10 protein-coding genes are annotated in these 13,029 nt (G+C 65.7%); 4 read left to right on the top strand and 6 right to left on the bottom strand.

Going from position 1 to position 13,029, the window contains the following annotated elements:
* Positions 1–167 precede the first annotated feature (167 nt).
* The 3 genes from K2M58_RS11825 to K2M58_RS11815 all read right to left on the bottom strand — a co-directional run bounded on the left by K2M58_RS11825 (position 168) and on the right by K2M58_RS11815 (position 3,527).
* A complete protein-coding gene (locus tag K2M58_RS11825) occupies positions 168–1,595 on the bottom strand; it encodes an ABC transporter substrate-binding protein (RefSeq protein WP_220677704.1) in 1,428 nt (475 codons plus the stop codon).
* A 169-nt stretch (positions 1,596–1,764) separates the two neighbouring features.
* A complete protein-coding gene (locus K2M58_RS11820; RefSeq protein WP_066201638.1) occupies positions 1,765–2,583 on the bottom strand; it encodes a carbohydrate ABC transporter permease in 819 nt (272 codons plus the stop codon).
* On the bottom strand, positions 2,580–3,527 hold the full coding sequence (locus K2M58_RS11815; protein WP_220677703.1) for a carbohydrate ABC transporter permease: 948 nt from the start codon (positions 3,525–3,527) through the stop codon (positions 2,580–2,582). The genes K2M58_RS11820 and K2M58_RS11815 overlap by 4 nt, the downstream gene beginning before the upstream one ends.
* 780 nt (positions 3,528–4,307) lie before the next feature.
* On the opposite strand from K2M58_RS11815, the gene K2M58_RS11810 reads away from it, so the two are divergent.
* Positions 4,308–5,105, top strand: coding sequence for a twin-arginine translocase subunit TatC (locus K2M58_RS11810; RefSeq protein ID WP_220677702.1), 798 nt, complete (start codon positions 4,308–4,310; stop codon positions 5,103–5,105).
* A gap of 139 nt (positions 5,106–5,244) precedes the next feature.
* Here K2M58_RS11810 and K2M58_RS11805 read toward each other — a convergent pair whose 3' ends face one another.
* Positions 5,245–5,907, bottom strand: coding sequence for an ABC transporter ATP-binding protein (locus K2M58_RS11805; protein ID WP_066201646.1), 663 nt, complete (start codon positions 5,905–5,907; stop codon positions 5,245–5,247).
* A 250-nt stretch (positions 5,908–6,157) separates the two neighbouring features.
* Positions 6,158–7,795 carry an ABC transporter permease gene (locus K2M58_RS11800; RefSeq protein ID WP_220677701.1) on the bottom strand — a complete coding sequence of 546 codons (1,638 nt, stop codon included), beginning with the start codon at positions 7,793–7,795 and terminating at the stop codon, positions 6,158–6,160.
* A gap of 141 nt (positions 7,796–7,936) precedes the next feature.
* Between K2M58_RS11800 and K2M58_RS11795 the strand changes: the two genes are divergently transcribed.
* Complete coding sequence (locus K2M58_RS11795) at positions 7,937–9,253, top strand: RNA-guided endonuclease InsQ/TnpB family protein (protein WP_220677700.1); 1,317 nt, start codon at positions 7,937–7,939, stop codon at positions 9,251–9,253.
* A gap of 124 nt (positions 9,254–9,377) precedes the next feature.
* On the opposite strand, the gene K2M58_RS11790 is transcribed toward K2M58_RS11795, so the two are convergent.
* Positions 9,378–10,544 (bottom strand): Fe(3+) ABC transporter substrate-binding protein, encoded by a 1,167-nt coding sequence (locus K2M58_RS11790; RefSeq protein ID WP_252393481.1) that lies wholly within the window; start codon positions 10,542–10,544, stop codon positions 9,378–9,380.
* 181 nt (positions 10,545–10,725) lie between these two features.
* Between K2M58_RS11790 and K2M58_RS11785 the strand changes: the two genes are divergently transcribed.
* Together K2M58_RS11785 and K2M58_RS11780 are read left to right on the top strand one after the other, a co-directional pair.
* On the top strand, positions 10,726–11,517 hold the full coding sequence (locus K2M58_RS11785) for a WecB/TagA/CpsF family glycosyltransferase (protein WP_220677698.1): 792 nt from the start codon (positions 10,726–10,728) through the stop codon (positions 11,515–11,517).
* A 147-nt stretch (positions 11,518–11,664) separates the two neighbouring features.
* Complete coding sequence (locus tag K2M58_RS11780) at positions 11,665–12,738, top strand: glycosyltransferase family 4 protein (RefSeq protein WP_252393480.1); 1,074 nt, start codon at positions 11,665–11,667, stop codon at positions 12,736–12,738.
* The last annotated feature ends 291 nt before the right edge of the window (positions 12,739–13,029 follow it).

Below are 13,029 nucleotides of genomic sequence, written 5' to 3'. Positions count from 1 at the left end.
GAAATTCAAAAAAGCGCCGGAGCAGCTTACCTCCGGCGCTTGTCGTTCAGTTGCCCCACAATCCCGGACGGCGTCGGCGCGAACCATCGGCCGCATCTCGCTGACCGCATCTCGCCGCTTCCCGTTCGTGCGGCGGTTTCCTTTCCGATCTACTTTTCCAATCCGATCTACTTTCCTATTGAACGATTGTACTGCTGGATCTTTTCCGTGATCTCTTTGGCCGCCTGATCGAGCGCTTCCTGGATCGGCTTTTTCCCGCTCAGGGCTTCTTCCATCGCCCGCTCGGTGATCTGTCGCGCCTCGGGGAAGACGCCGATGACGGCGCCCTGGGTGGCGCGGTTGAGCGGCGTGGCGTGGAGCTGGTCGACCGCCGTCTTGAATTGCGGGTACTTTTGCATGTTTTCCTGGACGATCGCCTCATCATACGCCGCCTTCGTCACCGGGAAGTAGCCGGTATTCACGTGCCAGAGCGCCTGCATCTTCGGCGAGACGACGAACTTGATGAACTCCCAGGCCGCCTTTTTCTCTTCTTCCGGCTTGTCCTTCAGCATCCAGAGGCTCGCCCCGCCGATGATGACTCCGCCGTCCTTCGCGTCCGCCGGCCGCGGGAGGAAGCCGGTGCCGACCTCGAACTTGTCGCCGACTGCGTTCAGGATGCCCCGAAGGGCCGCCGTCGAATCGAGGGTCATCGCCACCTTGCCGGCGGCGAACGCCTGCTGCGTGTCGCTCGTCTTCCGGCCGAGGTTGAGCATCGACCCGTCGTCGATCATGCCCTTCCACCAGGTGAGTGTCTTCACGCCGGCTTCGCCGTTTAGAAGCGACTCCGTCGCGAGGCCGTCCCGGCCGTTCCCGTTGTTCACGAGGAGCGCCCCCTGGTTGGCGAAAAACTGCTCCATAAACCAGCCGTAGATGGCAAACGACGCGCCGTAGCGGCCGTCTTTCGTCAGTTTCTTCGCCGCCGCCGCCACCTCTTCAAACGTCCGGGGCGGCTTGTCCGGATCGAGGCCGGCCTCCCGGAAAAGATTTTTGTTGTAGTAGAGGATCGGGTTCGACGTGTTGAAGGGCATCGAGTAGAGCTTCCCGTCGAAGGTGTAGTAGCCGAGGATGTTTTCCTCGAAGTCGCTCATGTCGAAGTGATCCCGATCGATCCACGTCTGCATTGGCTCGACGGCGCCGGAGTCCAGCATGAAGCGGCTCCCGATCTCGTACACCTGGACGAGGTGCGGCGCGTTTTTCGTCCCGAGGGCCGCCTTGAGTTTCGTCAGTTCCTCGTCATAGTTCCCCTGGAAGACGGCCTTCACCTGGATGTCGGAATGCGTCTTGTTGAACTCGTCGACGAGGGCGTTCACCGCCTCGCCGAGGGGACCGCTCATCGCGTGCCACCAGACGATCTCGATCGGCTTCTTTTCGCCCGCGCCGCCGGCCCCGGCGTCCGGGGCGGAGCTCGATCCGGCGCCGTCGGTTTTGGGGGCAGCGGCGTCACCCGACGTGGCGGTCGGTTTTGCCCCGCAGCCGACGAGGGCGGCGATGAGGACGGCCCATCCCGCGAGGGTGAGGGAGCGGCGAACCCGAAGAACGGACCACAAGCGAGGCATGATGAACGCTCCTTTCGCTTGGTTCTGCGTTTAGAGCTGCGTTTGGATCTGCGTTCGGCGAATAACGCAGATTAAGCGGTTAACGGCGTTCCGTCTCTCACCCTCTTGGCGCGCTTTGGCGTTCGCCCGTCCGACGATTCGATGGCCGGCGGTTCCCGGGGGCACCCCCTCATCCCTTCAACGCGCCGGCGCCCAGGCCCCCGATGAGGAAGCGGAGCCCGAGCGCGAGGGCGATCACGCTCGGGAGAAGGACGATCACGATGCCGGCCAGCACCGTGTTCCACTCGGTAAACTCCTGAAACATCAGCATCCCGACGCCGATCTGCACCGTCCGCATCGCCTCATCGTTCGTGAGGATGAGCGGCCAGAGGTACATGTTCCACGTCGTAAGAAACGTGTACGCCCCGAGGGTGAGAAGCCCCGGCCGGGCCATCGGCACGACGACGCGGGCAAACGTCCAGAAGTGCGATGCCCCGTCGATCTTCGCCGCCTCGACCACCTCCATCGGAATCTGGAGAAACGCCTGCCGCAGTAGGAAAATCCCGAAGGCGCCGGCAAGAAACGGAACGATGAGTCCCTGATACGTGTCGAGCCAGTCGAGCCGGACCATCGTCAGGTAGTTCGGGATGAGCGTCACTTCCCACGGAATCATCATCGTCGCCAGCACGATGAAAAAGAAGGCCGTCCGGCCGGGGAAGCGAAGGAAGACGAAAGCGTACGCCGCGAGGCTCGCCGTGACGAGCTGTCCGGCCGTCACCGCCGCCGAGACGAGGAAGCTGTTTTCTATGAAACGCAAAAGCGGCGCCCCCGCGAGGGCGCGGGCGTAGTTGGCGAGGGTCGGCTGCTCAGGCAGGAGGTGGGGATGGCCCGACAGCATCTCCTCCGGCGACATGAGGGACGTCGCGACGGTGAAGACGATCGGAAACAGGACGAAACCGAGAAGGGCCAAAAGCCCCGTCCCGACGACGAGCCGTTCCGCGTTCGTCACCGGTAGTGCACCCGCCTTTCCAGCCGGCGGAACTGAAGAAGGGTCAGCCCCAGCACGAGGCCGAAGAGAAGAAGCGCCATGGCGGAGGCGGTGCCGAAGCGGTAGTTCCGGAACGCTTCGAGGTAGAGATTGTACACGTAGACGTTCGTCGCGTTCATCGGCCCCCCCTGGGTGAGGAGGTGAATCTGCCCGAAGGCCTGAAGCGCCCCGATCACCGACACGACGGCGAGGAAAAAAAGCTGCGGCGAGACAAGCGGCAGCACGATGCGGAAAAACCGCGTCCCGAGCCCGGCGCCGTCCAGGCGGGCGCTTTCTTCGATCTCTACCGGGATCGTCGCCATCCCGCCGAGGAGGACGACGTAGGCGAAGCCGAAGCCGAGCCACACGGTGACGAGGCTCACCGAAAAAAGCGCCCAGCCCGGCTCGCTCAACCAGAAAACGGGTCCGAGACCGAACCGACCCAGGAGGGCATTCAGGAGGCCGACCGACGGGTTAAACAGGAGCCCCCATACGACCGACGCCGTGCCGACGGAAAAGGCCATCGGCAGGGCGAACATCCAGCGGACGGCGCCCTTCCCGCGCCGGATCACGTGGGTGAAAAACGCCGCCAAAAGCGCCAGCCCGATCGTCGGCGGCACCGTAAAAAGGGTAAAGAGCGCCGTCGTCTTGAGGCTTTCGAGAAAATACGGATCGGTGAGCACCGTCCGGAAGTTCTCCAGCCCGACAAACGCCGTCATCCGCCCCCGGGGATCCGTCAGGTGCAGGCTCAAGACGATCGAGGCGGCGAGCGGATAGAACCAGAAGGCGGCAAAGATCACGAGGGATGGCACCAGGAACAAAAACGCCGTGCCCGCCTCGCCGAGCCGGAGGCCGAGTCCGACCCGCTTGCTTTTCCCGGCGATCGCAGCCGCGTTCGGCCGTCCCGTCCGGTCGTTCCCTGGCATTGAGACGCGCCGGCTCGCCCCGCCGCTTGTCGACGGCGCGACTGGCCGATTCGTCCGTTCGCTTGTCGACCGCGCGTCTTGCCCATCCGTCCGCTCGCTTGCCGATAGCGCGTCTTGCTGAGGCGTTCGGTCGCTTGCTGGCAGCGCGCCTTGTCGAGGCGTTCGGTCGCCTGCCGACACCGTGACGGGCCGCTCTGCCCGTCCGCTTGCCGGCTCCGTGCCCGGCGTTCGGACCTGACCCGCCTGTGCCGGGGCCGCCTTCTGCGACGAGATCGGTCGCGCCTGCGGCGGCACCGCGGTCGGCGAAGTCGAGCCCGCCTGTGATGGGCTTCCCGTCGGCATCAGCGCCGGACTCGCCTGTGGGGGGATCGCTGCCGGCGTCGGGGCCGGCCTGGCCTCATCCGGCGCCGCCGGTGTCGGCGCTCGCTCCGGCGCCGATCCCTCGAGCGGAGGTGAGAGCGTCTTGGAGGCGACCCCCTCGCGGACGGCCTCTTCCGACCGCACCGCTTTTCCCTCCTCCATCCCGTCATGGTCAAGCAAGGCGGACACTCCCGATCGTAACAGACGCGGACAAGCGAAAGGTTAATCTTCGGTAAAAAGGTTGTAAATGATCGATTAAAAAAGCGTAAAGAAACCGTAAAGACGGGCGTTCGCGGCCGGGCAACCGGGCAGTCCGTGGTCGGATCGCATCCCGGCCCGTATGGTAGAATGACTCAAGGCGGGTTCTCACGGACCGCAAGATGACCCGAGACGGATCGGCGGACGACGGAGGGGTCCCCCATGCTTCAGATCGAACCGCAAACCCTGGCCCGCCGCCTGGTGCGCCTGTACGTCGAGCACGGCGACCGCATCGCCCGGCGGCTCCGGCCGGTCGTCTTTCTCTTTTTGGGCGCCTGGCTCGTCGGACTCGGCGTGGCGCCGTTCGTCTTCCGCCTCCTCATCCTCCCGTCGGTCACCGTCGTCGCCTTCAACCTCACCGACGGTCTCGCCATGCTCATCCGCGTCGCGGCCCTGTTTGCCGCCGCCGTTACCTTTCCCGCCTTCGTCTTCGCCGTCTTTCGGCTGCTTCGCGAACTCTTCCTTCCTCCAACCCCCCAAACCCCGAACCCGGGGGAGTCCGACGCCGGAGGGGGGCCGTCCGGCCCCGATCGCCTGCCCGGCTTTCCTTTCTCCATCCGGACGACGTGGCTCATCGCAAGCGGCCTCTTTCTCGCCGGCCTCGCCTTTGCCGGCTTGGGCCTTTTTCCGCTCATCCTCCGCTTCATCCTGCGCCTGTCCGGTCAGCTCGGCATCACGCCGCTTTTCGGCGCCGCCGAATACTTCAGCTTTCTCGTCGGGCTCGCCCTGCCGATCGCCCTTTTTTTCGAGCTGCCGCTCGTCATCGTCGTCCTCGTTTCCGCGAACGTCGTCCGCCTCGACGTCCTGAAAAGAATCCGCAAGTACGTCTATTTCTTCCTCTACGTCATCGCCTCGATGATCACCCCGCCGGACGTCCTCACCCACATCCTGGCCGCGCTTCCGCTCATCGCCCTCTACGAACTCGGCCTCTTTTTTGCGACGCGCCTCAAAAGGCCGTGACGCGCCGCCGATGGCGCGCCGGTCCTTGAGGTCGCTCAAGTCGCGCCGGTCGTTCAGACCGCTCATGCCGTCCCTGAGTCGCATGCCGCTCATGCCAAAAATAAAGCGCCTTCTTCCAGGCGCTTCAGATCGACTCTTGTTATGGCGCTCCGAGCCGGAGCGCTTCATCGGCGACCGCCGCCGCATCGTCCGAATCGTGGGTGACGACGAGGGCCGTCATCCCCAGCTCCCGGAGAAGCCGGCTCACATCGGCGATGAGCTCCGCCTTAAGCGCCCCGTCGAGGTTGGAAAACGGCTCGTCCATGAGGAGAAGCTTCGGCGCCGGCGCCAGCGCCCGGGCGAGCGCCACCCGCTGCTGCTCCCCGCCGGACAGTTCGTGCGGATATCGCTCTTCCTTTCCTTCCAGCCGGACCAGCCGGAGAAGCTCCCGCACCCGCGCCGCCCGCTCCGGGCGCGGCCGGCGGAACAGGCCGAAGGCGATGTTTTCCGCCACCGAAAGGTGCGGAAAAAGCGCATAATCCTGAAACACCATGCCGACGCCCCGGCGCTCCGGCGGGATCACCCGCCGCGGCGTGCTCAGGACGAGCCCGTCCAGGACGATCGTTCCCCGGGTCGGCCGCTCGAGCCCGGCGATGAGACGAAGCAGCGTCGTCTTGCCCCGGCCGCTCGGCCCGCTCACCGCCACGATCCGGCCCTTGGCCACAGAAAAAGAAAGGCCCTCCAGCACCCACGGCCCTTTTCCGTAACGAAAGGCGAGATCGTTGACCGCGAGGAACGCTTCGCCCGCCGCGACGTCCGTCATCCTTCATCCCTCCGCCCGATGCCCCGCCTGGCGCCCGCCCTGCCCCTCCGAGCGTCCGCCCTGCCGATCCGAACGCCCGTCCGGACGATCCGAACGCCCGCCCTGCCGATCCGGGAGGCCGACCGGCCGCATCTTACGCCCGTCCGGTCCATTTTGTCGCCCATCCCCGCCCATTCTGCCGTCCTGCTGAAGCGGACACTGTTTTTGCCTCCTCCTGAGGGCGTCCCTTCACGTGGATCGAGGATCGCGTTTATCGCGCCGGCCCCGCCCCGTCGCCGTCCTCCTCCCGGCCTCCCCGCGCCTCCGGCGGCTTTGCCCCGGCTCCGCTTCTTAAGCCGAGCGTCGCCGCCATCGCCAGCCCGACGATGACGAGGCTCGGCAGCGCCGCCTGCGGCAGCCGCTCGTCGGCGGCGTACCGGAAGGCCGCCGTCGCCAGCGTCTCAAAGTCAAACGGCCGGAGAAGGAGCGTAAGCGGCAGCTCCTTGGCCAGCTCCACCGCGGCGACGAGCGCCGCCGACCCCATGGCCGGCCGGAGCTGCGGGAACTCCACCCTCCAGATGGCCTGAAGCGGGCCGGCGCCGAGGAGTCGCGCCGCCTCGACGGTGCGCCGGCCGAGCCGGGCCCCGGCCGATCCGATCGCCTCCACCCCGACGGCGAGGTAGCGGGTGTGGTACGCGTACAGAACGAGAAGCGGCGTCCCGAACAAAAAAGCCCCGATCGCCGGCGGCAGGTGCGCCCGAAGCGGCACCGCCAGTCCCAGCACCCCGATGGCGATCACCGCCCCCGGCACCGCGTACGCCGCGAGAAAGATCCGGGGAAACGCGGCCGTCCACCGCCCCGGACCGTGCCGGCCGACGACGCTGAGGAGCGTTCCCAGCGCGACGATCCCCACCGCCCCGAGGACGGTGAGCGCCAGCGTATGGCGAAGCGGCGCGACGACGCTCCCGACCGTCCCGGCCTGGACGGCAAACCGGAGCAGCCGCCCGAGCTCGTAAAGGGGCACCAGGACGCCGAACGCGATCGGGAACAAAAACGCGGCGACCGCCCCGGCGGCCCTCCATCCGGGAAGGGGGACCGGGCGGATCGGCCGGGGGCGGGGGACCGACGGAAGTCGCTTTCGCCCGAGGGCCCGCTCCGCGAGGACGAGCCCGAAGAGGAGAAGCAAAAACCCCGCCGCGATCCGCTCCGCCGACCGGAGATCCCCCAGCTGATACCACGCCCGAAAGATTCCCGTCGACAGCGTCCCCAGGCCGAGGTAGGCGGCGAGCCCGTAGTCCCCCAGCACCTCGAAAGCGACGAAAAAGGCTCCGGCGACGATCGCCCGGCGGCTCATCGGCACGACCACCCGCACGAACGTCCGTCCCGGTCCCGCCCCGAGCAGCCGGGCGCTTTCGATCACCGCCCCGTCCTGCCGCGCCAGATCCCCGAGGACGAACCAATACACGTACGGAAACAAAAACAGCGTGTACAGGCCGACGGCGAGCGCCGCCGGCGGCAGATGCACGTACGCCGCCTGGGGCGGAAGGCCCAGACCGTCCCGCAAAAACGACTGCACCGGTCCGGTGAAGCTGAGAAAATCGACGTATAAAAACGCCGCGATGTACGGCGGCACCGCCAGCGAAAGCGGCGCCAGCCGGCCGAGTCCCCGCCGGAAGGGAAAATCGTACGCCGTATACAGCCACGCGAGGCCGGTGCCGAGCCCCGCCGCGAGCCCCGCCGTGATTCCTGCCAGCGCGAGCGTCGTCAGCGCATCGGCGAGGAGCCAGTGCCGGACGATGAACGCCCAGTGTTCGCTCGGCGGGGCGAGGAGGCTCCGAATCAAAGGCGCCGCCGGAGCGATAAAGATCGCCGTCACGGCGGCGGCCAAAAGTCCCCAGCGAACTCCCATTTTGATTTCCATCCGAGATTTTATAGTCTTATAGTACGCCGCGGGAAGACCCGCCTCCTTCAGGGGGCGGGATGAAAGCGGCGCTTGAACGTTTGTGCGAATTTCGGTATCCTTGCCTTGGACTGAAAGGAGGTGTAAGGCATGGCCTGGAGTTCCGCCTCCCATCCCGATCGGCTGCTGCTCACCCGGCAGTTTCCGATCGGACCCGACCGCCTGCCGGAGTTCGAACCGATCATGCAGGCGGCCAACCGGATCTGGAATTCGTGCGTCTGGCATTCGCGGGAGATCCGGGAAAAAGAAAACCGGTGGCCGAACGAAGGAGAGTTGAAGGCGAAATTCAAGTTCTTCAAGGTCTGGAAAGAACTCCACTCCCAGTCGGCTCAGGCGGTCGTGGAAGAGTACTTTGAGGCCGTCTCCGGCTACCGGAAGCACCGGGAAAACGGGCACGAGGAAATGCGTCCGCCGGATTTCAAGCCAAAGAAGCATCTTCGGACGGTCACCTGGAAAAAGCAGGGCTTTGACGTCCGACCGGACGGCCTTGGGCTGAAGCGATCGCGGGGAAAAGACCCCGTTTCGGTTCCGCTGCCTGCGGGATGGAACGTCATCGTCCTGCCGGACGGACGGAGCGTGACCGGCACCCCGGTCGAGGTCAAGGTGAAGGCGATCGTCCGTCGCCGGAAGGTGGAAAACCTGATCCTCCACGTGACCTTCGATTTCGGGGTCGTGCCGGTCCGTCCTGAGACGGGGCCCGTCGCGGCGTACGACTACAACGCGGCCATGCTTGCCCGGGCGACCTCCGCCGGTGTGCTGGATCTTTTCGTCGGCCGCGAACTCCTGGCCCAGATCCAGTACCGGAACAAAGTGCTGGCGGAATTTCAGGCGAAGATGAGCCGCCTCAGGGAAGGATCGCGGCGCCGGCGCCGGCTTCAGGCGGCCAAAGCCCGGGTGCTTGAAAAGCTCGATCGCCGGAACCGGCACATGGAGCACGTCCTGACGAAAGCGCTGGCCGAACTCGACCGGAAAGAAGGCATCGCCGTCAGTGTCCTCGGCGATCTGACCGGCCTTCGCCGCTCCGCCGGAACCGGGATGAAAGGGAAGAAGGCCAACCAGAAGATCAACCAGATGGCCTACGATCGCCTCGGCTCCCAGCAGGGGTACAAAAACCTCATGCGCGGGATTCGGACGATCTTTCTTCCCGAAAAGTACACGTCATCGACCTGCTACGCCTGCGGCCGGCGAGACCCGTCGTCGAGAAGACATCGCGGGCACTGGAAGTGCAGGCGATGTGGCTTCTCTTTGCAGGCGGATCTGAACGGCGCCGGCAACCTGCTCAAGTTCCGGCTTGCCGAAAACGTCGTCGGTGTACCCGGTCCGGTGTCTTTCCACACGATCCGGCACTGGCGCTGGGACAGGCGGCATAACCGCTTTGTACACGTATCGTCAAGGGCCGGGGCTTAAGCCCGGTACCTGACGTAGTCGGGACTTCAGTGACGGTCCCCTCCGGAGGCGTGAAGCCTTCGGTGTAACCCGGCAGGAGTTCCTGCCGCCAGGAAGCCCTTCCCCTTTAGGGGGAGGGAGAAAGTCACTTCCATCCGACTTCGGCGAAGATCTTCACCGCCTCTTCATTGTACCGCCCGAGGTCGGCAAAGTCGAGCGTCTGCGGCTTGAACCGGCCCCACGATTCGAGGAGCTCCGGCCAGCGGGCCTTGGGGTTCGCCGGATACTCGAAGTTGAGCGCGGCGAGCTTCTCCTGCGCCGGGACGCTCGTGAGGTACGCGAGGAGCTTCTTCGCGTTTTCCGGGTGCTTGGCCCCTTTGACCAGCCCGGCGCCGCTTACGTTGATGTGGGTGCCGTGGCCCGTCTGATCGGGGAAGAAGACGCCGATCTTCGCGCCGACTTCCCGCTCCTTCGGATCTTCGGAGGTGAGGAGCAGCCCGACGTAGTACGTGTTCACGAGCGCGACGTCGCCGACGCCGGCGGCGATGGCCTTCATCTGGTCGCGGTCGTTTCCTTCCGGCGGGCGGGCAAAGTTTTTCACCATTCCCTCGGCCCATCGCTTCGCCCAGTCGCGGCCGTTTAAGGCGATGAACGACGCGAGGAGCGACTGGTTGTAGAGGCTCGTCGAGGAGCGGACGAGCACCTTGCCGCGCCACTTCGGGTCGGTGAGCGCCTCGTACGTCGAGAGATCGTCCGGCTTGACGCGATCTTTGGCGTAGACGATGACCCGCGCCCGGGTGGCGAGCCCGACCCAGGCGTTCTCCCGGTCCCGGAGCTCGGCCGGGACGTTTTGGAGGATCGCCTCGTCGTCGATGGGCGCGAGGATGCCCCGTTCCTTGGCCCGGTTCAGCACGCCGCCGTCGACGGTGATGAAGACGTCCGCTTCGGTCGCGTCTCCTTCCCGGGCGATCCGCTCGATGAGCTCCTCGGCCTTGCCGGAGACGACCTTGACCTCGATCCCCGTCTCTTTGGTAAAATCGTCGAAGAGCGCCTGGTCGGCGTCGTAGTGCCGGGCGGTATAGACGTGGACGACCGGCGGTTCGGCGGCCGCTTTGCCGGCCGACCCTTCGCCTCCTGCCGCCGCGTCGGTGCCGGCGTTTTCGCTTCCGGCCGCCGCGCCCTCCGACCGGGCGGCATCGCCTCCGGCGGGGCCGCCGGTCGCCTGCCCGCAGGCGGCAAGAAGAACGAAAGAAAAGACGAGGAGGAAGAGGGCGAGCGGTCGGGCCGCCGCCGAAACGGACCTGAGATGCACGTCGATCGAACCCCCTTGGACTTGGAATGATGGAAAAGAGTTGGAATGGCAAAAAAGAGATGGTGGAAAAGAGAAGGTAGAGATGAATGATTGAAATTGAGGATCGATCTCAACAACGATTATACCGACCCGGTTTCGGCAAAGCAAGCGGAGAATGGAGAACGTAAGGAGCCGGGTTCCCATGCCGACGGAGGGAAAGCCGCCGGTCGTCCCCCTTTTCGGCCTGTCGTTTGCGGCGCTTTCGCTGGAAGCGGCGGCGGATTTTTTGGCCAAAGAGGCGGCGACCCGCCGGACGGCGGGCACGGCCGGGCCGCTTTTCGTGGCCACGGTGAACGCCGAGATGCTCATCCGCGCCCGGGAGGACGCCCAAGTTCTCAGCGTCCTCCGGCAGGCGGACGTCGTCGTCGCCGACGGCATCGGCGTCGTCCTCGCCGCCCGGCTGCTCGACCGGCCGCTTCCGGGGCGGGTTGCGGGCATCGACCTCATGGAGGCCCTCCTCGAGCGGGCCGCGGCGGCGGGCTGGCCGGTCTTTTTCCTCGGTGCCCGGCCCGAGGTGCTCCCGCGGGCGATGGCGGCCGTACGGCGCCGGCATCCGAAACTCGTCCTGGACGGCCATCACGGTTATTTTACCCCGGAGGAGGAAGCGGCCGTCCTGGAGCAGATCGCCGCCTTCCGCCCGGCGCTCCTCTTCGTCGGGCTCGGCGCTCCCCGGCAGGAGGCGTGGATTGCCCGGCATCGCCCCCGGCTTTCCGCGGCCCTCGCGATGGGCGTCGGCGGGAGCTTCGACGTCCTCGGCGGCGCCGTCCGCCGCGCGCCTTTACGCTGGCAGCGCCTTGGGCTAGAATGGTTGTGGCGCCTCAAAGAAGAACCGTGGCGCGCCCGGCGGATGGCGGCCCTGCCGCGCTTTGCGCTGCTCGCGGTCGCCGTGCGCCTCGGCCTGGCGCGGGAGGAGCCGGGGCGGGGGAGTCCTTGAGAGGGGTTAAAAAGAACATGGCTCCCAACGCTCGAAACCGGGTTGGGCCCATGAGAAGCGGCATTCGGGACAGGGGGATCCGGGCTTCGAACTGAGGAACTGAACTTCAGACGAGAACCGGACTTAAGCCAAAAGGAGAGAGAAGGCGTGCTGTATTACCTTGCGCTCGCCGCAATCGCCTTCGGCGTGACGTTCGTCGCCACGCCGCTGGTGCGCCGGCTGGCGTTTGCCGTCGGCGCGGTGGACGTGCCGGACGCGCGGAAGGTCCATCGGGGGGTCATGCCGCGGCTTGGCGGGCTGGCCATTTTCCTCGGCTTTCTGGCGGGGGTCGGGTGGCTTTCGGCCGGTTTTGCGGAGATCGGCGCCGCGCTTCTGGGCGGCGTAATCGTCGTCCTCACCGGTGCGCTCGACGATCGTTTCGGCCTCTCGCCGCTCGTTAAGCTTATCGGGCAGATGCTCGCCGCGGCCGTCGTCATCGCCGCCGGCATCCGCATGGAGTTCATCCATCTGCCGTTTGCCGCGGAGAAGACGCTGGAGTTCGGCCTTCTGGCCGTTCCGATCACGCTTTTCTGGATCGTCGGCGTGACGAACGCGATCAACCTCATCGACGGCCTGGACGGCCTGGCCGCCGGGGTGACGGCGATCGCGGCGGCGACGATGTTCGTCCTCTCCCTCCAGCTCGGCAACGTCCCGGCGGCGCTCATGGCCGCGGCCCTCGTCGGCAGCCTCGCCGCCTTCCTCATTTTTAACTTTCATCCGGCCAAGATTTTCATGGGCGACTCCGGCTCCCTCTTTCTCGGCTACATGATGGCCGTCATGGCCCTTCTCGGCTTCAAGCAGGTGGCCTTGACTTCCTTCATCGTCCCGCTCCTCGTGCTGGCGGTGCCCCTGTCGGACACGCTGTTCGCCATCGTGCGGCGGATGTTAAACGGCCAGTCGATCGCCGCGCCGGACAAGCGCCACCTCCATCACGCCCTCCTGGCCGTCGGGCTTTCGCACCGGCAGGCGGTGCTCGCGATCTACGGTCTCAGCGCCTTTTTCGGCCTGAGCGCGATCCTCTTCTCCCGGGCGACGGTGTGGATCGAGGCGGCCGTCCTCGTCGCCGCCGGTTTCGTCCTCGTCGTTTTGGCGGACGTTTTGGAGCTCGTGCACCGTTCCTTCCATCCGATCCGGCGGATGCTGCGTCTCCCGCCACAACCGCAGCGAAGCCGGGGAAGATAATCAAAAGCGCCCGTCGTGCGGGCGCTTTTTTCATGGCTTCAGCCGGAAGGGAGAACGTCGGACATCGCTTTCAAACAGGGCCTGAAGCAGCGTGGCCTACGAGGCGTCAGACTCGTAATGAGCGATGCTCAATGGGCGCCATCCTGCAGGTGCAGCATAAGGCGCGGTGGGGATCTCGGCCAGCGACATCACCAAAGTAGACGCAAACGGTGAAATTACATCACTTGACGCGGCATTACTAAAAGATTATAGTTAAAAGAAGGATGAATTAAGTCTACTTGATCTCCCATC

This window comes from Hydrogenibacillus sp. N12 (assembly GCF_019645935.1).
GTDB classification, from domain to species: domain Bacteria; phylum Bacillota; class Bacilli; order Thermicanales; family DSM-22653; genus Hydrogenibacillus; species Hydrogenibacillus schlegelii.
The sequence above is the reverse complement of the archived record's forward strand: the minus strand, read 5'-3'. Positions and strand labels throughout refer to the sequence as shown.

Coding starts and splice junctions, on each gene's coding strand:
- K2M58_RS11825 (WP_220677704.1), bottom strand. CDS start 1,595: ATGCCTCGCTTGTGGTCCGTTCTTCGGGTTCGCCGCTCCCTCACCCTC.
- K2M58_RS11815 (WP_220677703.1), bottom strand. CDS start 3,527: ATGCCAGGGAACGACCGGACGGGACGGCCGAACGCGGCTGCGATCGCC.
- K2M58_RS11810 (WP_220677702.1), top strand. CDS start 4,308: ATGCTTCAGATCGAACCGCAAACCCTGGCCCGCCGCCTGGTGCGCCTG.
- K2M58_RS11805 (WP_066201646.1), bottom strand. CDS start 5,907: ATGACGGACGTCGCGGCGGGCGAAGCGTTCCTCGCGGTCAACGATCTC.
- K2M58_RS11800 (WP_220677701.1), bottom strand. CDS start 7,795: ATGGGAGTTCGCTGGGGACTTTTGGCCGCCGCCGTGACGGCGATCTTT.
- K2M58_RS11795 (WP_220677700.1), top strand. CDS start 7,937: ATGGCCTGGAGTTCCGCCTCCCATCCCGATCGGCTGCTGCTCACCCGG.
- K2M58_RS11785 (WP_220677698.1), top strand. CDS start 10,726: ATGCCGACGGAGGGAAAGCCGCCGGTCGTCCCCCTTTTCGGCCTGTCG.